This window comes from Candidatus Accumulibacter propinquus, from assembly GCF_056856495.1.
Genome location: NZ_JBSEHC010000003.1, coordinates 1,928,903 through 1,948,802 on the forward strand (window position 1 = coordinate 1,928,903; position 19,900 = coordinate 1,948,802).

The 19,900-nt window shown below is 61.4% G+C and carries 24 protein-coding genes; 18 read left to right on the top strand and 6 right to left on the bottom strand.

Annotated features, from left to right (window positions below; genetic code table 11):
• The first annotated feature begins 44 nt into the window (after positions 1-44).
• From AC15MQ_RS14670 to AC15MQ_RS14715, 10 genes are all read left to right on the top strand, one after another.
• Positions 45-326 carry a hypothetical protein gene (locus AC15MQ_RS14670; RefSeq protein ID WP_483080487.1) on the top strand — a complete coding sequence of 94 codons (282 nt, stop codon included), beginning with the start codon at positions 45-47 and terminating at the stop codon, positions 324-326.
• Positions 319-651 (top strand): hypothetical protein, encoded by a 333-nt coding sequence (locus AC15MQ_RS14675; RefSeq protein ID WP_483080488.1) that lies wholly within the window; start codon positions 319-321, stop codon positions 649-651. Before AC15MQ_RS14670 ends, AC15MQ_RS14675 begins: the two co-directional genes overlap by 8 nt.
• Positions 648-857: a hypothetical protein gene (locus tag AC15MQ_RS14680; RefSeq protein WP_483080489.1), complete on the top strand. Its 210-nt coding sequence runs from the start codon at positions 648-650 to the stop codon at positions 855-857. The genes AC15MQ_RS14675 and AC15MQ_RS14680 overlap by 4 nt, the downstream gene beginning before the upstream one ends.
• The gene (locus tag AC15MQ_RS14685; protein ID WP_483080490.1) at positions 854-1,174 is read left to right on the top strand and encodes a hypothetical protein; all 321 of its coding nucleotides are present in this window, start codon (positions 854-856) and stop codon (positions 1,172-1,174) included. Before AC15MQ_RS14680 ends, AC15MQ_RS14685 begins: the two co-directional genes overlap by 4 nt.
• Positions 1,171-2,004, top strand: coding sequence for a toprim domain-containing protein (locus AC15MQ_RS14690; protein ID WP_483080491.1), 834 nt, complete (start codon positions 1,171-1,173; stop codon positions 2,002-2,004). The genes AC15MQ_RS14685 and AC15MQ_RS14690 overlap by 4 nt, the downstream gene beginning before the upstream one ends.
• A complete protein-coding gene (locus AC15MQ_RS14695) occupies positions 1,997-3,601 on the top strand; it encodes a YfjI family protein (RefSeq protein ID WP_483080492.1) in 1,605 nt (534 codons plus the stop codon). Before AC15MQ_RS14690 ends, AC15MQ_RS14695 begins: the two co-directional genes overlap by 8 nt.
• A gap of 413 nt (positions 3,602-4,014) precedes the next feature.
• Positions 4,015-4,572, top strand: coding sequence for a terminase small subunit (locus AC15MQ_RS14700; RefSeq protein ID WP_483080493.1), 558 nt, complete (start codon positions 4,015-4,017; stop codon positions 4,570-4,572).
• The gene (locus tag AC15MQ_RS14705) at positions 4,562-4,873 is read left to right on the top strand and encodes a hypothetical protein (protein ID WP_483080494.1); all 312 of its coding nucleotides are present in this window, start codon (positions 4,562-4,564) and stop codon (positions 4,871-4,873) included. The genes AC15MQ_RS14700 and AC15MQ_RS14705 overlap by 11 nt, the downstream gene beginning before the upstream one ends.
• A gap of 85 nt (positions 4,874-4,958) precedes the next feature.
• On the top strand, positions 4,959-5,207 hold the full coding sequence (locus tag AC15MQ_RS14710) for a hypothetical protein (RefSeq protein WP_483080495.1): 249 nt from the start codon (positions 4,959-4,961) through the stop codon (positions 5,205-5,207).
• Positions 5,186-5,620: a hypothetical protein gene (locus AC15MQ_RS14715; RefSeq protein WP_483080496.1), complete on the top strand. Its 435-nt coding sequence runs from the start codon at positions 5,186-5,188 to the stop codon at positions 5,618-5,620. The genes AC15MQ_RS14710 and AC15MQ_RS14715 overlap by 22 nt, the downstream gene beginning before the upstream one ends.
• 5 nt (positions 5,621-5,625) lie before the next feature.
• Here AC15MQ_RS14715 and AC15MQ_RS14720 read toward each other — a convergent pair whose 3' ends face one another.
• Complete coding sequence (locus AC15MQ_RS14720) at positions 5,626-6,654, bottom strand: IS1595 family transposase (protein ID WP_483080497.1); 1,029 nt, start codon at positions 6,652-6,654, stop codon at positions 5,626-5,628.
• Between the two features lie 127 nt (positions 6,655-6,781).
• Between AC15MQ_RS14720 and AC15MQ_RS14725 the strand changes: the two genes are divergently transcribed.
• Together AC15MQ_RS14725 and AC15MQ_RS14730 are read left to right on the top strand one after the other, a co-directional pair.
• Positions 6,782-7,225: a hypothetical protein gene (locus AC15MQ_RS14725; RefSeq protein ID WP_483080498.1), complete on the top strand. Its 444-nt coding sequence runs from the start codon at positions 6,782-6,784 to the stop codon at positions 7,223-7,225.
• Between the two features lie 60 nt (positions 7,226-7,285).
• Positions 7,286-7,783 carry a hypothetical protein gene (locus tag AC15MQ_RS14730; RefSeq protein WP_483080499.1) on the top strand — a complete coding sequence of 166 codons (498 nt, stop codon included), beginning with the start codon at positions 7,286-7,288 and terminating at the stop codon, positions 7,781-7,783.
• A 4-nt stretch (positions 7,784-7,787) separates the two neighbouring features.
• Here AC15MQ_RS14730 and AC15MQ_RS14735 read toward each other — a convergent pair whose 3' ends face one another.
• On the bottom strand, positions 7,788-8,306 hold the full coding sequence (locus AC15MQ_RS14735; protein WP_483079023.1) for an IS630 family transposase: 519 nt from the start codon (positions 8,304-8,306) through the stop codon (positions 7,788-7,790).
• Positions 8,307-8,343: 37 nt separating this feature from the next.
• Positions 8,344-8,790: a helix-turn-helix domain-containing protein gene (locus tag AC15MQ_RS14740; RefSeq protein WP_287652175.1), complete on the bottom strand. Its 447-nt coding sequence runs from the start codon at positions 8,788-8,790 to the stop codon at positions 8,344-8,346.
• A 172-nt stretch (positions 8,791-8,962) separates the two neighbouring features.
• Between AC15MQ_RS14740 and AC15MQ_RS14745 the strand changes: the two genes are divergently transcribed.
• Both AC15MQ_RS14745 and AC15MQ_RS14750 read left to right on the top strand, forming a co-directional pair.
• Positions 8,963-9,310, top strand: coding sequence for a capsid cement protein (locus tag AC15MQ_RS14745; RefSeq protein WP_483080500.1), 348 nt, complete (start codon positions 8,963-8,965; stop codon positions 9,308-9,310).
• A 538-nt stretch (positions 9,311-9,848) separates the two neighbouring features.
• Positions 9,849-10,721 carry a 1,4-dihydroxy-2-naphthoate polyprenyltransferase gene (locus AC15MQ_RS14750; protein WP_483080655.1) on the top strand — a complete coding sequence of 291 codons (873 nt, stop codon included), beginning with the start codon at positions 9,849-9,851 and terminating at the stop codon, positions 10,719-10,721.
• Positions 10,722-10,730: 9 nt separating this feature from the next.
• Here AC15MQ_RS14750 and cobA read toward each other — a convergent pair whose 3' ends face one another.
• A complete protein-coding gene (gene cobA / locus AC15MQ_RS14755) occupies positions 10,731-11,516 on the bottom strand; it encodes a uroporphyrinogen-III C-methyltransferase (protein WP_332336522.1) in 786 nt (261 codons plus the stop codon).
• A 220-nt stretch (positions 11,517-11,736) separates the two neighbouring features.
• On the opposite strand from cobA, the gene AC15MQ_RS14760 reads away from it, so the two are divergent.
• The 3 genes from AC15MQ_RS14760 to AC15MQ_RS14770 all read left to right on the top strand — a co-directional run bounded on the left by AC15MQ_RS14760 (position 11,737) and on the right by AC15MQ_RS14770 (position 14,342).
• The gene (locus AC15MQ_RS14760) at positions 11,737-13,419 is read left to right on the top strand and encodes a cytochrome D1 domain-containing protein (RefSeq protein ID WP_287669719.1); all 1,683 of its coding nucleotides are present in this window, start codon (positions 11,737-11,739) and stop codon (positions 13,417-13,419) included.
• 101 nt (positions 13,420-13,520) lie between these two features.
• Entirely contained in the window at positions 13,521-13,847 is a 327-nt protein-coding gene (locus AC15MQ_RS14765; RefSeq protein WP_287669717.1) for a c-type cytochrome, read from the top strand.
• A gap of 162 nt (positions 13,848-14,009) precedes the next feature.
• Positions 14,010-14,342 carry a c-type cytochrome gene (locus tag AC15MQ_RS14770; RefSeq protein ID WP_434735577.1) on the top strand — a complete coding sequence of 111 codons (333 nt, stop codon included), beginning with the start codon at positions 14,010-14,012 and terminating at the stop codon, positions 14,340-14,342.
• A 56-nt stretch (positions 14,343-14,398) separates the two neighbouring features.
• On the opposite strand, the gene uvrB is transcribed toward AC15MQ_RS14770, so the two are convergent.
• Positions 14,399-16,477, bottom strand: a complete 2,079-nt coding sequence (gene uvrB / locus AC15MQ_RS14775) for an excinuclease ABC subunit UvrB (protein WP_483080501.1) — start codon at positions 16,475-16,477, stop codon at positions 14,399-14,401.
• Between the two features lie 167 nt (positions 16,478-16,644).
• Here uvrB and AC15MQ_RS14780 point away from each other — a divergent pair, with 167 nt between their 5' ends.
• Positions 16,645-17,847 carry an amino acid aminotransferase gene (locus AC15MQ_RS14780; RefSeq protein WP_483080502.1) on the top strand — a complete coding sequence of 401 codons (1,203 nt, stop codon included), beginning with the start codon at positions 16,645-16,647 and terminating at the stop codon, positions 17,845-17,847.
• A 44-nt stretch (positions 17,848-17,891) separates the two neighbouring features.
• On the opposite strand, the gene AC15MQ_RS14785 is transcribed toward AC15MQ_RS14780, so the two are convergent.
• Positions 17,892-19,778 (bottom strand): AsmA family protein, encoded by a 1,887-nt coding sequence (locus AC15MQ_RS14785; protein WP_287651888.1) that lies wholly within the window; start codon positions 19,776-19,778, stop codon positions 17,892-17,894.
• Positions 19,779-19,900: the final 122 nt, after the last annotated feature.

The following is a 19,900-nucleotide window of genomic DNA, read 5'->3' on the forward strand; positions in this document are numbered from 1 at the left end:
GTGGGGAAGGCGGAAAACATCACCGCCCGAATAGGAGCATCACCATGCCCGAAACCATCGGCGCCGCCGCGCGCCAAAAATCCCGCACGCTTCAAACCCTTGCCAGCAGCATCGAACCCGAAGGCATCATCGCCCTGGCCGCGGTCGCCCTGGAACTGCTCGAAGCCATCAATGCCGGCCGGCTGGTGGCTACCGACCCCGCCACACGCGCGCTGATCGAGGCGACCTATCCGCTGCAGGATGCCATTCACGGTAGCGCCGACCAGATCCCGGGCGCGCTGGCTGCATTCCTCGTTGATGCTGAAAGCGGGGTGTTCCGTGGCTGAGCAGAACAAGACCCAAGAACTCTTGCGCCTGAAAGCCGCTGTTACGGAAGTGGACGCACTCGCACAACGGGCATTTACCAAGATTGCCGCCGTTGCCGGCCTGGCCCTGGCAGCGCTTGAATCGCCGCGGTGTGATTTGGAGAAGGTCGCTGCTGCGCTTTCTACCCTCGTCGAGTTGGCTGAAATTGGCGAAATCGACGTCAACGTCGCGGCTGATCGCGTGGAATGCGGCTTTTGCGACGTTCGCGAATCGCTGCGCCGCGAGCGGCGACAGGCCGCGCTGGAGTCCTGGCACCGTCAATGGCATGCAGTGGTGTCCAAATGAGCACGCTACGAATTGACGATTGCCCCGGCGAAGATACCCGCGATGCCGTGCGCGCCGTGCTGCATTTCATGCAACAGGTTTTCTACGCTACGGATACGGTAGCCGAGTTTACTCCTGCATCCTTGATTGGCTGTGGTCACATCATGGGGATGTGCGCGGAGGCGCTGAAAGAGCGACAACGCGACGACCAAGAGGGCGAGCGATGAAGCCCTTGCACAACTTGGTTGAACTTCCTGCCGGTAAAACCATTGCCGACGTTCTCCCGGCTTACGCATTCGTCAATAGCGAGTACCGAATTGGTTCACCGGCGGTGGTCTGCGCGGGCTGCCGCAAGCCGTTCACGGCCGTGCGCAAGCGGCGCAAGATGATTCGCCTGTACCCGGTAGAGGTGTTCATGCCCATAGCCCTTGACTATCCGCTTTGCGGGCGGTGCTATGCCCTGTACCAGCGCGGCGGGAATGACAGGGAAGCTATCCTGGTGGCCGTTGATGCGTTCAGCGACGGCGAAGAGGCGAGCCAATGAGTCTACAGGATGATTTTCAGTTGGCGCTGCAGGCTGCCGGCATCGCGATGCTCAGACCGGCTGACCTGGTGGCAGATGGCGGCTTGCATCGGTATCGGGTGGAAGGCGACAAGGCCGGAAGCCTGAATGGATGGTACCTGCTCGATCTTACGGCGCCGGCGCATGCCGCCTTTGGTTCGTGGAAAACGGGCCAGTGCTGCACCTGGCGACCGGATCAGCACACCGCCATGAGCGATGCTGAACGCGAGATCCTGGCACAGCGCAGAGAGGCCGCGCGCGCGGCGCGGGATGCCGAGCAGGCCAGGGTGCACGCGTCTGCACGTGACCGGGCGGCAAAGCTTTGGGGGCGGGCAAAGCCCGCTTTAAGTTCTCACCCGTACCTGGTGCGGAAGGCCGTTTCCGCCTTCGGCATCCGCTGTCTTCGCGAGCAGCTCGTCATTCCCTTGCGGGATGCCGATGGCAACCTGCATTCGCTGCAGTTCATCGCCTGCGATGGGCGAAAGACCTTCCTGACGGGTGGCCGCAAGAAAGGCTGTTACCACGCCATCGGCGCCCTTGGGCGTGTCGTTTGTATCTGCGAGGGCTACGCCACCGGCGTGACGATCTACGAGGCCACCCGGCACTCAACGGCTATAGCCTTCGACGCAGCCAACCTTGAACCGGTCGCACGCGCTTTGCGTGCCAAGTTTCCCGACTTGGCATTGTGCATCTGCGCCGACAACGACCAGGCGACCCCTGGCAATCCAGGCCTGACTGCCGGCCGGAGAGCGGCCGCGGCCGTGGGTGCAGCGCTGGCCGTTCCCTCCTTCGATATGGCCTCCCATGGCTGAACGCACCGACTTCAACGACCTGGCCGCAGTGGCCGGCGCGGGCGCAGTCTCCGCGGTAATCTCGCAAGCCCTGGCGCCATCCAAGGCCGCCCTGACGACCTCGACGAAACGCGATGCTGAAGTTCGGCGCATCGGCGAAAGTTGGCCCGATCCGATCATGCCCGGTCAGGTTGCGGTTCCTGATCTGCCGGTATCCCTGTTGCCCGGCTGGGTGGGGTACATGGCCGGCGCAGAGGTCGACTCGACGCAGACACCCCCCGCCATGGCGGTGCTGATCTGCCTTTCGGTCCTGGCTACCTGCCTTCACCGGCAGTACGAAGTCGCGCCCTGGGGCGAAGACGACGACTATACCGAGCCGCTGAGCATCTGGACCTTGCCTGCGATGCCCAGCGGTGCGCGGAAGACGGCGGTAATCAATGCCCTGTCGGCGCCCCTCGTTCATTGGGAGGAGCTTGAGCGTGACCGACTCAGGCCGGAGATCGCGCGCGTGACATCGGCGCGAGCCGTGGCAAAAAAGAGAATCGAGAAGCTGATCAAGGACGCGGTGGCCGCGGAGAAGGACGAAGACCGCGAGAACATCCGCAAAGCGATTGAGCGGGAAGAGAACGAAATGCCTTCCGAGATCCGCGCGCCTCGACTATTCACCGGCGATTGCACGGCGGAACGTCTGCAGGCGTTGCTCGTCGATCACGGCGAGCGCATGTCAGTGCTGTGCGACGAGGCCGGGATATTCCTCATCATGGCCGGGCTGTATTCGGGCGGAATCGCGAGCCTGGATGTGTTCCTGCAGGGCCACGCCGGGACAGCGCTGCGGGTGGATCGCGCGGGGCGGACGGCGCACGTTGACAAGCCGGCGCTGTCGTTTGGTCTAGCCCTGCAGCCGGGCGTGTTGGCGGAAGTGGCGAGCAGCAGGCGCTTTCGCGACAGTGGGCTGATGGCTCGCTTCCTGTTTGCCATTCCGCCAAGCAACGTTGGATCGCGCGACGTTCGCCGGCGCTGGTCGATTCCCCGCCATATCCGGGACGAGTATGAGGCGCGCCTGCATGGCCTACTCGAAGTGCGCGATCTGCTCGCCGGGAAGCCGCGGGTGCTTGGCATGACCGCCGAGGCGCGCGCGGTGTGGCTCGACTTCTCGGCCGAGATCGAGAAGGACCTGGCGCCGCGTGGAAAGCTTGAATCGATCGCCGATTGGGCAAGCAAGTTGCCGGGTGCTGCGGCGCGGATTGCGGCGCTGTTCGAGCTGGCAGAGTCGGGCCAGGCGACGAATACTGTCGGGGCGATCGCGACCGGGCAGGCGGTGGCGCTTTGCCGCCTGTTGATCCCGCATGCGCATGCAGCCTTCGGCTTGCTGGGTGCTGATCCCATCGACGCCGACGCGGCGGCGATCGTGAAGTGGTCAATCGACCAAGGAAGACCGACGTTCAAGAAGAGCGAATGCCAGAAGGCGCTCGAAGGCCGCTTCCGGTCCGTGGCCAAGCTCGACAAGGCGATAGAGCGTCTGGAACAGGGCGACGTGGTGAAGGTCGAGAAGCTGCCGAACGCGGGAGCGCGGGCAACGACGCTGGTACGCATGAACCCAAAGCTGTTTTTCGAGTGATTCGGTTTTTCGCCATAAGCCATTTTTAACTATTTTTACTTGTACATTCAGTCAGTTACAGATGATCACAGACACCAGTAGAAACTGTCGAAAAACTCGAAAAACACCACAGGGCAAGGGCTGCAGGGCTGTTTGCCCCTATAGAAAAACATCGAAAAACCCGAAAGACCGGGACAGTCTGAGCAGTGAGTTCTGGTTTTTCGATGTTTTTCGACAGGCACTTATTGCCCTCAAACCCTTGCCCTGTGGTGTTTTTCGAGTTTTTCGACAGTATCTTGCGGGGTGTTCCACCTTGAGCCAGATCAACCACTGGAATGTATCAGTGATTGGGTCCTCCCGGCGACATCTCCAGTGCGGGTACGAAGCGCCGCGTTCTATAGCTAGATGCGAATCATTATTAAAGGGGTTATAGCTTGCTGACTCAACAGACCATTGCAGAACACCTTGACCTTAGCCAGCCAGCGGTTAGCGATCTGGTGCAGCGCTTAGGTATCGATTGGCGCGAATCAACGCTTGACGATATGAGATTCGCTTACATCCGCCACCTTCGAGAGAAGGCCGCCGGCCGGGAAGCTGACGGATCGATTGATCTGGCAACGGAACGTGCGCGCCTTGCCAAAGCGCAACGGGAGCGGGTAGAAATGCAGAACGCGCTTACTCGCCGAGAGCTTGCGCCCGTGATTCTGATAGAGCAAGTGCTGGCCAAGGCCGGCAGCCGGGTTGCTAGTGTTCTCGACGCCATCCCCAGAATGATCAAGCGCCGCACCCCTTCTCTTTCGGCCGCGGTGCTGAACCTGATCGTCGTCGAGATCGCCCGCGCGCGAAACATTGCGGCAGCCATAACGCTCGCCGATCTGCAGGACGAGACGCCGCCGCGCGATCTATCTCCAGACGAAGGCCAGAAGGCTGGTGAACATACCGGCGTCGCCGGATTTGATGATGATCCCGTGGAGTATGAGAGTGGAAGCTGACGAAAATTTAGGCATGTACGCCAATCGTGAACCACTGGACCCGATTGACGCCGCGCTGATTGCGGTTCGTCCCCTCATTGACCATCTGCCAGATCCCGACAAAGAACTGTTCAGGATCGACAAGGAACTGCACCAGGCATACGGGGGCGCGGCCGTTTACATAGGACTTTCCCCGCGGAAAGAGACGATCGAGCGGCTGGTTCGGCTAGGCCTGAAGAACGGCAACAGCGCTCGATCACTGGCTATGTTCTTTGGTAAGAGCGTTCGTCAAATTCAGCGTATTGCTTCCGAGAGACCATGACAAATTGACGTGAAACCTTCGCCTTCAAGCGAGTCTCCGATTTACGAATACTGCGCCCATCCAAACACAGAAGGAGTCCCAAACTATGGGCATTTTCAATTTTTCATCGCTCAGAGATGCACTCGGCGGTGTCAAAGGCCGACTCTCGGAGCTGAACAAGGATATCGCCAACCTGGAGCAGGACCGGGCCGCCCTGGTTGCTCTACCGTTGCCATATCTCGACTTCTGCGGCATTATGGAGCAGCCACCCCCGGCGGCCGACGGTCGGTTCGGCCAAAATGCACCTGTTTTCGACGAACAGGAGCACTTTTCATGGCAGAGAGCCACGTGGTGACGGCCCTGGTAAGCAAGCGCGCCGAGATGGCCGGGCTGATCGAGCATCACAAGAAGGAAATGGGGCGACTGGCGGCTGATCTGGCCCACCTGGACGCGACCCTCAAGCTGTTTTCCCCGGAAATCGACTTGCGGACGATCCGAGCCAAGGAGCCTCGGACGCGCAACCGCTTCTTCCGGCCGGGAGAATGCCAGCGCATGGTTCTGGACATCTTCCGCGAGGCGCAAGGCGCGGCGCTGAGCAGTCGCCAGATCGGCGAAGCCCTGGCGGCACGCCAAGGCCTGGAATCCACCCCGGTCATGATCGAGCAGATGCAGAAGAACGCCATTGCCGTCGTGCATCGCCTGGAGCGCACAGGCACGCTGATCGCCGCCGGCCGTGACGGACACGGCGCGACGTGGTCAGTCGCATGACGCTTTCACAGCGCCAGGCTGTCCCCCAGCCGGTGGTTGCCTTGCCAGTATCCGCACCAGTCCCGGCTGACCAGGGCACGGGCGCACTTGCCGACGATATCCAGGAAAATGTGGCCGTTGCTCCAGCGCCGGGTGTCTTCCCGGTAGGCAATCTCGTGGGCATAATTGTCGAGGTACTTCGGCGCAAGCTTGTGGACCTGGCCGATCTGGAAGCGGCGGAAGCGGGAGAAGTACGATTCGGCAAGGTTGTTGGTCGTGCCGTCATCGGCGCGGTACTCCTGGCTGTGGTTCACCCGGCGGACCTCGTACTTGGCAGGCAGCAGGTCGTAGGCCTCGGATTCGTCGGCACAGATCACCGCACCCGGGGCGATGTAGGTCGGCGCCAGTTTGCCGAGGTCGGCCTGGTTCTCATTCTTCACGATGAAGGTGAGCGTCTTCCTGGCCCCGGCGTGGCCGGACTCCACCTCCGCTTCGGTGTGCGCCTCGCGCATCACCAGAATACAGCGCTTGTCCGGATCTTGATTCTCCGCCAGGCGCCGGTCCACCCGGTCTTCCTTCTTGTTCTCCGCTCGCACCTTCCCGCCGACATACGCCCCGTCGACGTGAACCTGACCCGTCAAGGCCGATTCATCCCGGTCCACCAGCAGGCTTTCCCGTATCTTGTGCAGGAGGACGTAGGCGGTCTTGTGGGACACGCCCAAGTCACGGCCTACCTGCAGCGCGGAAATGCCCTTCACGGCGTTGGCAAACAGGATCACCGCCGCCAGGTACAGGCGGAGCGGCAGCTTGTGGAAGGCGAAAATCGTCCCGGAGGTGACGGAAAAGTCTTCCTGGCAGCCTGCACAGCGCCAGATCTTCCGGGTCGGCCGGAAGTAGTGCCGGTGCACCAGACCGCAGTGTGGGCAGACCACTTCGTCCCCATCACCCCAGCGCACTCGCCGGAACAGGGTAAAAGCGTCATCGTCGCTCATGCCCAGGACCTGCACCAGGGACCGCGTCCGGGCTTCGGCTTTCAGCAGGAAATGCAGACTCATCGCAGGGGCTCACGGGGGTATGTCATGCGTACCAGTGTATCCGTGGCTGGGCTCATAGAATGCGCTCGCCGGAAAAAAATGGTCGGCGCCGGGACGGCTCCCAAGGGGTTGGGGTGGCTGCTCCATAATGCCGGACTTCTGTGATTTTGTGGAAACTCGGTATGACCATCTTGCTGATCAGTACCCAAGGCAGGTTCGTCAGGAATTGCTCGGAAGCGATTCAACAATGCGAAATTTCTACATGTCCAAACGGATCGGTCATGAAACGCTGGCCGATTTCATGGCGGTGTTCAATGGCAATTGCCCAATTCCTTTTGAGCGTCCGGTCGTCGGATTCGGCTCCTTGGACTTTGGTATTTCCGAAAAGGCGCTGTTCTTTATTTTTCGAGACGCGATAAAGCAAGGTATACGCAGAGTCCTAGACGAGACAGTTAAACCGGACTGGCCGAAGGAAGTAGGGCCACCAAGGAAAGAGAGGGTAGCGCAACTTCATAGGATGGAAACGAAGCTCGCTGAACTGATCTCCGATCGCGATCACATCCTTAAAGAACTCGCAATAGTGAAAGAGTAAGAGAAATTCTTAACCGGTCCGTCCGGGCCTACATTTCACCAATTTTGGAGGATTTGCACGATGATCGAACTACAACTCATGAGCGCAGAAGACCGGGAGAGATTTGAAAATCGAGACCGGGAGAACCTGCGAAAGAAAGCATTTTCCCAGTCGGGGCGCACCGCAACCTGCACACCGGAGCAGGCCGCAGCAATGGCCGAGGTGGCTCGCTTGCGCGCCCGCGCTGGCATTACAGCAGCGGGTCGCGTTTGCCGAACGTCCCACAGCCCCGCTGACGAGCGCCAGGCGCTGCACGAAAAGGCCAAGCGTTACCAGGCTGAGCACCCCGGCACCGATTACCTCGCCGCCGTCAAGGCGGTTGCATCGGATTCGCCGGCGGCAATTTCCGAGGAGCAGATCGAGCGCCAGGCGATGCATGAAAAGGCCATGCGTTACCAGGCTGAGTACCCCGGTACCGATTACCTCGCCGCCGTCAAGGCGGTTGCATCGGATTCGCCGGCGGCAATTTCCGAGGAGCAGATCGAGCGCCAGGCGATGCATGAAAACGCCAAGCGTTAAGCGCCTAGCAAAAAGTCATTCGATAATGAGAGCCGAAACCGTCCAGAATTTTGTCGACGTCAGCCTCAAGCCCGGCAGAGTTCCGTGCTTTGAAGGCCATCCACTCGTACTTCATTTTGTGCCAGAGCTTCTCGATGCGGTTCAGTTCCGGACTGTAGGGTGGCAGGAAGTAAAGCGTGAGGCCCTTCTCTTTCAGCAGGGCCAACAGGGTCTGGATTTCCTTCGCTTTGTGGATGGAAGCATTGTCCAGAATCACCGTCAGGGGTCTGCCGACGCTTTCCAGGAGGAGACCGAGGAAGCCGCCAAAAAGAGCTGCGGTCGTTGTCTCCCAGAACTTGGCCGTGAACAATTCACCCGTCGAGATCAACGCGGCCATCACATTCAGACGCTTTCCCCGCGCGGCCGTGATGAGGTGCACCTCTCCTGTCTCGGTCCAGGCGCTCCGATTGGGCTGGGTCTGCACAAAGCCGGCTTCATCCATATACGATAAAGTGAGTTCGCCAAGCTTTGTTTTTTCAAGCAATTCATCTATTTCTACCTGGGCTGCTCGAAATTTCGCCTCATCCCGTTTTTTTTAGACTGTGCCGGGTCCTTTTCCAGACATAGTTCTTCTCTTTCAAGGCCGCCTGAACCACTCCCACCGAAACCTGTACGCCATGTTCCTCTGACAGGCGGTCCCTCAACTGGGGGGCCGTACAGGCCTCAGCCGTCGCCCAGGCGCAGAGTACCTGCTGATACGTTTCCGATAGTTTGCGAGGGGCACCACTGCGCGGCAGGTCGCGCAGCCCGATGAACCCCCTGGCCAGCCAGGCATCCCTGTGGTTGGCTACGGTTTCCTTGTGGAGCTTCTGCTGTTTCGCCACTCCGTCAAGGGACCCTCCTTCAGCCAGGAGAAGTACGGTCCGGGCTCGCCGGCGTTCGCGCCAGTCACTGCCTCGCTCCTCTACCTGCGTCAGTTGCTGGCGCTCTTGTGCTGTGAGGGTGAACTTTTTGGCTCTGCGGGACATGGCGAGGCATTCCGGAGGTTGGAGCGGACAGTATGCAGGCATACTGGCTTAACTCGAAAAATTTATCTGGAAGCGCTTACCAGGCTGAACACCCCGGCACCGATTACCTCGCCGCTATTATCGCCTCGTCGCGGTCCTGATCACCAAACAACCCAACTGAGGGAATGCACACGTGTCCACTCTATCCCGTGCAATTTTGACTTTGACATCCGTCTTGACCGGTACCGTTTCCGCTTGCCGTTTCGTCACCCCGTCCGGCTCCCAAGCGGGAGCCGACGCCAACGTACTTGGCGCGTCTCGTTCGTCTGGCGTGTCTGGAAATGCCGTAGCTGTCGACGTGATGGGGACCGCCACAATTGAATCAGGCGCGGCGTTTGCTGTAGGCGCCACGCTGAAATCTGACTCCAGCGGCCGCGCTATCACCTGGGTCACCTCGGGTGCAAAAGTCGCGCTTGCCCTTGAAGCCGCTGGTGCTGCTGGGCAACTTGTCGAAGTTCTGCTGATTCAGAACGTCGCGTAAGCGACCAACAAGCAATGGCTGACAGTGCACTGTGGTGGATGTGCTGTCAGTAGTGCGTGCTGTGTCCCGAGAGAGTCGCCCATAGTGATACAGCCTTTGGCGTTATGGTTTACGCCACCCCATGGGAGCCGGCGTTAGCCTGGCCGAACGATACCAGGTAACGGTCGTGTGACTGTTGCGGCAGGGCTCTGGATGCTCCTTCGGAACTCCACCGGTTGGTGTGATACGCCCGCTCAGCAAGGCTGGAAGTTGTGGGAGAATGCCGTATGCGGCGCTATGCGCTTTCGTGCGCAGCTAGGTCAATAGTGGGGTAACTTTCGGGGTAACTGCAAAATGACAATAGTCTAAAGCCACTTGCAGCAAGGATTTTGGGATTTTGTTCGAGTCACCCTCTCGCACCAACCCAGCGACGGCATGTGTCTGCAAAGCGCCGGATTATAGCACGCCGCCTGCGCATGGCCTGTTTCGGCCAGGCAAACAGTTGCCGGATCGGCGCGCAGCGCGCTTGTTCACGTTGAATGCCGTGCGGCCCTCACCGATGGGCGCCTGGTGGCTCGCCATGCGCCCGCAGACCCTGAGCGTCTCGGTGGTCCCGGTCATCCTGGGGCACGCCCTGGCGTGGTCGCAGCAAGGCGACCTGCACTGGTGGCTGGCGCTCCTCGCGCTGCTGGCGGTGCTGCTGATCCAGATCGGGACCAATCTGCACAACGATGTGGCCGACTTCGAGCGTGGAATCGATACGCCGGACCGTCTGGGACCGCCACGTGCCACGGCGATGGGCTGGCTGCCGGCCGCTGCCGTGCGGCGGGGGGCGTGGATCGCCTTTGCCTTGGCCTTCAACTTCGGGACCTACCTTGCCTACCACGGTGGCTGGCCGATGGTCCTTATCGGGCTGGCTTCGCTGCTTGCCGGCTGGGCCTACACCGGCGGGCCGCGGCCGATCGGCTATACGCCGCTCGGGGAGGTGTTCGTGCTGTTGTTCTTCGGTCTGGTGGCGGTCGGTGGCAGCTATTATCTGCAGACCCTGTCGATCAGCCCTGCTGCGCTCCTCGCCGGAGCGATGGTCGGGCTGTTCGCGGCTGCGGTGATCACGGTGAACAACACCCGTGATCTCGATACCGATCGCCGGGCCGGCAGGAGGACTCTGGCCGTCGTGCTTGGCCGGCGCGCTGCAGGGTGGGTCTATGGCGGCGAACTGCTGCTCCCGTTTGTGCTGTTGCCCTGCCTCGCGCTGCTCATCGAGCGAGGCGTCTGGCTGGTCTTGACGCTGCTGACGCTGCCGCCCGTACTGCGGTTGACCAAACGTTTCCGACAGGCGGCGCTGGGGCCAGCCTTCAACCAGTTGCTGGTTGCAACTGCTCGCCTGCAGTTCCTTTTTGGCGTCCTGCTGGCGCTGGCTGTGCTCCTGTAGAAGCGGAATTCAGTCGGGTCTGTCGGGCAGCCGCGGGCTAAACCAGGCGAGCTTCCGGTGCAGGAGCACTACCGTACCGACAATGATCAGTGCCGGCGCCGTGACGCCGGCTGCTGCGACTTTCCCGGGCAGGGTCGCGAGATCGGCGGTCAACACCCGCTGCCGCTGGGTCGTGCCGTTTTGCACCACTGCCGCGGGGTGATCGGGTGGCAGGCCGTGCGCGATCATCTGGCGGCAGATCTCGGCAAGGGTGCCGACGCCCATGTAGAACACGACGGTCAATCGCGGCCGTGCCAGCGAAGGCCAGTCAAGGTTGATTGTTCCGTCCTTGAGGTGTCCGGTAGCGAAGGCGACAGCCTGTGCGTGCTCGCGATGTGTCAGCGGAATGCCGGCGTAGGCGGCGCAGCCGACTGCGGACGTGACTCCCGGAACCACCTCGAAGGGAATTCCCGAGTCGACCAGGGTTTCGATCTCCTCGCCACCGCGTCCGAAGACGAAGGGGTCGCCGCCCTTGAGGCGAACGACATTCCGGCCCGCGCGCGCAAGACTCACGAGTAACCGGTTGAGTTCGTGCTGCGGCACGCTGTGCTTCGAGCTTTCCTTGCCGGCGTAGATCTTCTCGGCTTCCGGCCGAGCCAGTCCGAGTACGCCTTCGGCAATCAGATGGTCGTAGACAATGGCATCGGCCTCGCCAATAAGACGGGCGGCGCGTAGCGTCAGCAGGTCGAGGTCACCCGGGCCGCTGCCGACGATGTAGACGGTTCCGACTAGTGGTGACGTGGGCTTTTGAGTCATACCTGTTTTCCCATCTCTGAATCTGAGGTGCAAGCATAAGCGCCCCGGCAGGCACATTTCAACCCGCGTGGAGACTCATTCGGGCATTGCCGCGTCGGTTCGCAATATTTGACGAAGGTCAAGGAATCGAACCGTACAGGCATGCCATCCTGAGCGATGTCTGGAAGGGGTCCGCGCGCGGGCAATAGTCGAGCAATTTCAAGAAGAGAGGGAGCAAGGCATGCAGAAGGGAATTCGTGGGGTAGTGATGCTGGCGGCACTGCCGTTCGCGATGAGTGTGGCTTTTGCGGCGACGGCCGAGAAGACCGCTGCACCAGTGCCGGCAACTGGCGGAGTGACCGCGGCGCCGACCTTGTCGGCGGAGGACAAGGCGGCATCGGGCAAGACCTATTTCGAACGTTGCGCAGGATGTCATGGCATGTTGCGAAAGGGTGCTACCGGCAAGAACCTCGAGCCGGCCAATACCAGCAAGCTCGGCACTTCGCGTCTCGAAAAGATCATGTCCTACGGCACTGAAGGCGGCATGCCCAACTTCGACGACATTCTGACCAAGAAGGAGATCGCCAACATGGCGGCCTATGTCCAGATGCCGGCCGAAGCCCCGCCCGAGTGGAGCCTGGCGGACATCAAGGGAAGCTGGAAGCTGCTGATCCCGGTGGACAAGCGTCCAACCAGGCAGATGAACAAGGTCAACCTGGCCAACGTCTTCGCGGTGACGCTGCGCGATTCCGGTGAGGTGGCGTTGATCGACGGCGACAAGAAGACCATCTGGGCGATCATCAAGACCGGCTATGCCGTCCATATCTCGCGCATGTCGACCTCCGGACGCTACCTGCATGTCATTGGTCGTGACGGCCGCTACGACCTCATCGACCTCTGGAGCGAAGTGCCGACGACGGTTGCCACGCTGAAAGCCGGCTTTGAGGCACGTTCGATCGAAACAACGAAGTTCAAGGGTTATGAAGACAAGTATGCCGTGGTCGGTTCCTACTGGCCACCGCAGTACACGATTCTCGATGGTCTGACCCTCGAACCACTGAAGAACGTTTCGACGCGCGGCAATACGGTTGACGGCAACTACCATCCAGAACCGCGTGTGGCCTCGATCGTGGCTTCCGAGAGCAAGCCCGAGTGGGTGATCAACATCAAGGAAACGGGCATGATCCGCCTGGTCAACTACTCGGATCTCGCCAATCTGAAGGAAACGACGATCAACTCCGCCAAGTTCCTGCATGACGGCGGCTGGGATTCAAGCAAGCGCTACTTTCTGGTCGCCGCCAACGCTTCCAACAAGGTGGCGGTGGTGGATACCCAGGAAGGCAAACTGGCTGCTCTGGTTGATACCGCAAAGATTCCCCATCCAGGTCGTGGCGCCAATTTCAAACATCCCAAATTTGGTCCCGTATGGGCGACATCGCACCTGGGTGCGGACGTGATCAGCATCATCGGGACCGATCCGGCAGGTAACCCGCAGAACGCCTGGAAGGTCGTTCAGGAACTCAGGAATCACGGTGCCAACTCCTTGTTCGTGAAGACGCATCCGAAGTCCGAAAACCTGTGGGCCGATGCGCCGCTCAATCCCGATCCCAAACTGGCCGGTTCGGTAACCGTTTATCGCATCGCGGACCTTGGCAATCCCGATCCCAAGCCTGAAGTGCTCGATCTCGCTGCGGCCGCCGATCTCGGCAAGACCAAGGGCGTGCAGCGCGTAGTGCATGGCGAGTACAACGAGAAAGGCGACGAGATCTGGTTTTCCGTGTGGACTGGCAACAAGACCGAACCATCGGCGATCGTCGTCGTCGATGACAAGGCTCGCAAGGTCAAGACGGTGATCAAGGATCCGCGTCTGGTAACGCCGACCGGCAAGTTCAACGTCTATAACACGATGCACGATATCTACTGATCGCCGACCATCTTCTGTGGCCATACGGGGAGCCTCTGCTCCCCGTTTTTGCGCTGGTCGTAGAGGGTCCGCATCTGTATATCTCTATAAAGGATGGCAAGATGAAGCCACAGGGTCTGTTCATGGTCGTGACCATTGCCTCGCCGCTGGCGATCGCCGCACCGCCACCCGTCGATCCGGCGATGCTCGACCTTGCCGACAGGAGTCGCTGCCTGACCTGCCATGACGTCGATGAAACCGTCCGCGGGCCCGCCTGGCGCGATGTCGCCAAACGTTATCGTAGCCGGCCGGAGGTCGAGGATGCCCTGGTGAGCAAGGTTCATGATGGTGGCGGTGGCGCCTGGGGTAACGACTACATGTCGGCCAACAAGCGCGCCGGGCTCGATAACATCCGCACCCTGGTGCGCTGGATTCTTTCACTGCCCTGAGCCAGCGTACGCTTGAAGGTCGTTCTCTGCACCACCGCGGTCGCCTCAAAGGACCGTCTGAACGAGGTCTTCGGCTAGAATGACCAGACTGCGGTCTGCCGTTCCAACGGATCGTTGGTCGCCGCCTGTTGTCGCCGCAGCACTCTTGCCGATTGCCGAAGCATGCCATTTCGTCTTGCCCTTGCACTTGCCCTTCTACTGTCCGCACCAGTGGTGATGGCGGAGAGTACGGTGCCGGCGCCGAGCGCCGAACGCCGGCAGCAACTGGTTCACCTGGTTCGCCAGGATTGCGGTTCGTGCCACGGGATGACGCTGCAAGGCGGTCTTGGCCCGTCACTGCGACCTGAAGCCCTGCGCGACAAGCCGGTCGATTCGCTGGTCGCGACGATCTACAGCGGGCGGCCCGGTACACCGATGCCGCCGTGGCATCGATTTCTCAGCGAGGCTGAGGTGCGCTGGATCGTCGAACAGTTATTGCTTGGATTCCCGGAGTAGCGCGACTTGGGCTTCGCTTGCGGGGTCGCTGGCGGTACCCGGCGCCGCCGTCTGGCTTACGAAGGCAATGCCTGCGGCTCGACGCCGCTGATGCCGAACACTTGCTTGCGGATACGGAACAGTTCGTCACGCGCCGCGGCGGCCTTCTCGAATTCGAGGTTGCGAGCGAACTCCAGCATTTCCTTTTCCAGTCGTCGCAGTTCGCGGGCGAGTTGCTTTTCGCTCATCGCCTGGTAGTTGGCCTGCTGCTGCGCAACCTTGAGATCCCGCTGCGCATTCTCCGGTTCATAGACGCCGTCGATGATGTCGGTGATGCGCTTGCTGATGCCTGTCGGGACGATGCCATGCGCGGCGTTGAAGGCGATTTGCTTGAGCCGTCTGCGCTCGGTTTCGGCGATTGCGCGTTGCATCGAGCCGGTGACCCGGTCGGCATAGAGAATGGCGGTGCCGTGGAGATGTCGCGCGGCGCGGCCGATGGTCTGGATCAACGAACGCTCGGAGCGCAGGAAACCTTCCTTGTCGGCATCGAGAATCGCCACCAGCGAAACCTCCGGAATGTCCAGGCCTTCACGCAACAGGTTGATGCCGACCAGAACGTCGAACTTGCCGAGGCGCAGGTCGCGGATGATCTCGACGCGCTCGACGGTGTCGATGTCGGAATGCAGATAACGTACCCGGACTTCGTGTTCGTTGAGGTAGTCGGTCAGATCCTCGGCCATGCGCTTGGTCAGCGTCGTCACCAGGATCCGCTCCGCGCTGGCGACGCGCAGCCTGATCTCCGACAGCAGGTCGTCGATCTGTGTCGAGGCTGGGCGGACGATCAGTACCGGGTCGACCAGCCCGGTCGGGCGGACGACCTGTTCGACCACCTGCCCCTGGTGTGCCTGCTCGTAGTCGGCGGGGGTGGCCGAAACGAAGATCGTCTGTCGCATCAGGGCTTCGAACTCGGCGAACTTCAGCGGCCGGTTGTCGAGGGCCGATGGCAGACGAAAGCCATAATTGACCAGATTCTCCTTGCGCGAACGATCGCCCTTGTACATGCCGCCGACCTGTGAAACCGAGACATGCGACTCGTCAATGAACATCAGGGCGTCTTCGGCAAGGTAGTCGATCAGGGTGGGTGGCGGGTCGCCCGCCTGCCGGCCCGAAAGATGCCGGGAATAATTCTCGATACCCTTGCAGAAGCCGAGCTGGTCGAGCATTTCAAGATCGAAGCGGGTGCGCTGCTCGATGCGCTGCGCTTCGACGAGGCGACCTTCGGCGTGGAAAAGGGCGCTGCGCTCGGTCAGTTCCCGTTTGATCGCCTCGATCGCACGCAGTACCGTCGCGCGCGGGGTGACGTAGTGCGAGGATGGGAATACGGTGAAGCGCAGCAGCCGGTTCTGGAGGTGGCCGGTCAGCGGATCGAAAAGCTGCAGCCCCTCGATCTCGTCGTCGAACAGCGAAATGCGAATCGCCTGCTCGGCGTGTTCGGCGGGAAAGACGTCGATGACGTCGCCGCGAACGCGAAAGGTGCCGCGGTGAAAGTCGGTCTCGTTACGCTCGTACTGCATGTTGCTGAGTCGCTTGATGACCTCGCGCTGGCCGAGGTGGTCGCCGACGCGCATGGTGAGGATCATCTTCTGGTATTCCTCGCGGTCACCGAGACCGTAGATACACGACACCGTGGCGACGATCACGCAATCGCGACGTTCGAGCAGGCTCTTGGTCGCCGAAAGGCGCATCTGCTCGATGTGCTCGTTGATCGACGAGTCCTTCTCGATGAACAGGTCGCGTGCCGGAACATAGGCCTCCGGCTGGTAGTAGTCGTAATAGGAAACGAAATACTCGACGGCATTGTCGGGGAAAAACTCCCGGAATTCGGCGTAGAGCTGCGCCGCCAGCGTCTTGTTGGGCGCCAGGACCAGCGCTGGCCGACCCGTGCGGGCGATGACGTTGGCCATGGTGTAGGTCTTGCCCGAGCCGGTGACGCCGAGCAGGGTCTGGAACGAGAGCCCATCCTGCAGGCCCTCGACCAGCTTGTCGATTGCTGCCGGTTGATCGCCGGCCGGCAGGAACGGCTGGTACAGCCGAAACGGACTGCCTTCAAAGGTGACAAAGGCAGGCTTTTCGAGAGAAGGTGCATGATTCGTCATGCTAGAATTCTACGTTGTTTCGTGGCGGTCGGTCGTCCTGCGCGGCAGGTGACTGCCAACGGAACAATCTTCCGCCGATCTCGTGGGTGGTGGCTTCAGCCATGAGTTGCCAAGCTCGCTGGCTTCGACAAGAGGCACCATTCCACTGACCAACTTAGGAAACACCCATGACCGCTTCGCTCTTCGCTGCCGTGGAACTGGCCCCACGCGACCCAATCCTTGGCCTGACCGAGTCCTTCAACGCGGATCCCCGTGCCAGCAAGGTCAATCTCGGTGTTGGCGTGTACTTCGACGACAGCGGCAAGGTGCCACTGCTGGCAGCGGTCAAGGGGGCCGAGAAGGCTCGCCTGGAAGCCGCGCCGTCGCGTGGCTATCAGCCGATCGAAGGTCTGGCCGCCTACAACCAGATCGTGCAGAAAATGCTCTTCGGGGAGGACTCGCCGTTGCTTGCAGAAGGCAGGGTGGTGACCTTCGAGGCGCTGGGTGGCACCGGGGCGCTCAAGGTCGGCGCCGATTTTCTGCGCAGGTTGCTGCCCGGCGCCACGGTGTTTCTCAGCGATCCGAGCTGGGAGAATCACCGCGCGTTGTTCGAGTACGCGGGTTTTCCGGTGCAGACCTATCCCTACTACGATGCCGCGACGCGTGGCGTCGACTTCTCCGGCATGCAGGCCGGACTGAACAGCTTGCCGGCAGGCTCGATCGTGGTGCTGCATGCCTGTTGCCACAATCCGACCGGCGCCGATCTTGATGCAGCGCAGTGGCGCGAAGTGATCGAAGCCATCCGCGCGCGCGATCTGGTGGCCTTCATCGACATCGCCTACCAGGGTTTTGCCGACGGGATCAGCGAGGATGCACTGGCGCTCAGGCTGTTTGCGGACTCCGGTTTGTCGTTCCTGGTGGCAAGTTCATTTTCCAAGTCCTTCTCGATGTACGGAGAGCGGGTCGGCGCGTTGTCGGTGGTCGCCGCCAACCGCGATGAAGCAGCGCGCGTGCTGTCGCAGATCAAGCGCATCGTCAGGACCAACTACTCGAGTCCACCGACCCATGGCGGTGCGATCGTCGCTGCCGTGCTGTCGAGCCCGGAATTGCGCCGGATGTGGGAAGACGAGCTGGGTGAAATGCGCGCGCGCATTCGCCGCATGCGTGTGAGCCTGGTGGACAAGCTCAACGAGCGTGGGGCTGGCCAGGACTTCTCGTTTGTTGTCCGCCAACGCGGCATGTTTTCCTACACCGGCTTGAGTAGCGGGCAGGTCGACCGAATGCGCGAAGAGTTTGGCATCTACGCGGTGAGTACCGGCCGGATCTGTCTGGCGGCACTCAACACGCGCAACATCGACTATGTCGCTGACGCCATCGCGGCGGTTCTCTAGCACCCCACGGATGCGCGCTGGCCGCTGGCGGGCGGTCAGCGCGGTCAGCGGCCAGCGGTCTGCAGCAGTGGCGACTTGAGGGTGCCGCTGATCAGTATCGGTACGGCGGTGTGGTCGGCGCGCCCGCGCATCTGCACCTCCATCCGGCCGCGCAGTTGCAATTCCCGGCTGACCTCGATCTGACCGCTGGACTGCATCAGGCCGGCGTTCAGGACCAGCCGGGAGAAGCGGGTGGTGCCTGGCGTCAGCACGATGCCGCCAGACAAGTCCTCGAAGCGGGTCCGGCCGCCCAGCGTCGCGGGGGTGGTCGAAACCCGGCGCACCGCTTCGGGAAGGTCGATACCCCCCAGGCTGCCACGATGCATGCTGAACTCGCCACTGGCCTGCAATGATGTGAGCACGGTCGACCACGCTTCCGACGTCGCCACGAAGCGCAGCTTGCCCGTCGCATCGCCCTCGAACTGGCCGCCAATTCCCAGGGCTTCTCCCAGTTTTCCGGTGTTGATCCGATCGAAGGCGATCTCGCCAGCCATGCCGGGTTGTGGGTCAGCGTGCAGGATCGTCGCTCCACGTACCAGTCCATCGAAGATTCGCAACTCCAGGGTGTCGATGGTGAAAACCGTGCCGACGACGTCTCCCTGCAGGTTCAGCGAGTTGAAGAAAAACGGCGAGCGCTCGGAGGGCCGCCAGCCGATTCCCTCCAGACGAACCGCGATACCTCTGGCGCTGGGTTTGAGTTCCACCTGCAGACTGCGGTCTGTTGACTGCAGCGAGAGCACGTGCAGGGTGCCATCGGCTGTGAGCTCAAGGTTCCCATGCATTTCGCCCAGAGCCAGTCCGGCGAACGAGATCTCGGCATCCGCGGCTGCGACATGCCTTACTCCCGGTCCGTTCGGCTCGCGCGCCGTCGTTCCCAGCATCTTCGACAGACTTGTGATGGTCTCTGCCGACAACGTGAAACCGCGCAACTCTGCCTCACGAAAGATCAGTCTGGCCGATAGCAGTGTGCCGAGTTCGGGCTGCAGACGGATTTCGCTGACCCGGACCACATCCTTGGCGGTTTCGTCGCCGAGACGGACATTGCGCAGCAGCAAGCCAGGCCTGGGGTAGAAGCTGACGTGCATTTCTTCCACGCTGGCCGGCCGACCCGTGCTCTTGGCCAGGGCGGCTTCCACCGCAGGCAGATAGTGGGCGTAGGGAAAGACCAGCGCGGCAACAAAGACAACGACGCACAGCAGCGTGACGCCGAGCATGCTGGCCATCGGCCAGGTCATCGTCCAGCGCCGTCCGCTACGGCGTATGGGTTTGATCTCGACCGGCGTTGCTGCCGGGCGCCGCCTGACGAGCGCCTGCAGGCGTTCCAGAAGGGATGGCGGCTTCTCGCCGGTGTCAGTCGAGGGTTCTGAAGGAAGCAGCGCAGCACTCTCACCGCCTGGCGGGAAAGCCGTGCGCGATTCCGGACCCATCGGCGGCAAGGCAGGCGTTGCGATGCCTGCCGAGTCGGGGGGCGGAACCGTTGGCCTGCTGTCGCGATTGCCGGGGAACGGGATGACGCGTCTGGCCCGGCTGCCCGGCAAGGTGGACTTGACCGGCACGGATTCGGCGGTTTCTCCGTACGTGGAAAACTCGGAAACCGGCTGGGGGGGGGCTGCCTTGCTGCGCTTGGCCGTATGCCTGTCCTGACGCCATACCGAGTTCTTCTCGATTCGCCGCTCGATGAAACCGTCGTTCTCCAGTTCCAGTAGGGCGTTCTCGGTGAGTTGTGCGTTGCCCGTCTTGTCGCACAACTCGGCGACGGTGGCGTTGCCGTCGACCAGAATCAGGACCATGCGGGTGTTTCTCTGCACGACCCGTGTTCGTTGCAGCATCGCTTCCTCGCCGGAAGTGGTCTTGGCGAAGATCAGATCGGGGTCAAGCAGATCAGGGTCCATTTTTCTCGCTTGGCTTTGGGGTCAACGAATCGTTGTCTTCGGAGTTCGGCAAAACCGGATTGTGCTCCTTGTTGGGATGCGGGAAAAGCGGAAACGGAACTGATCCGGCACCGCCGCCCATT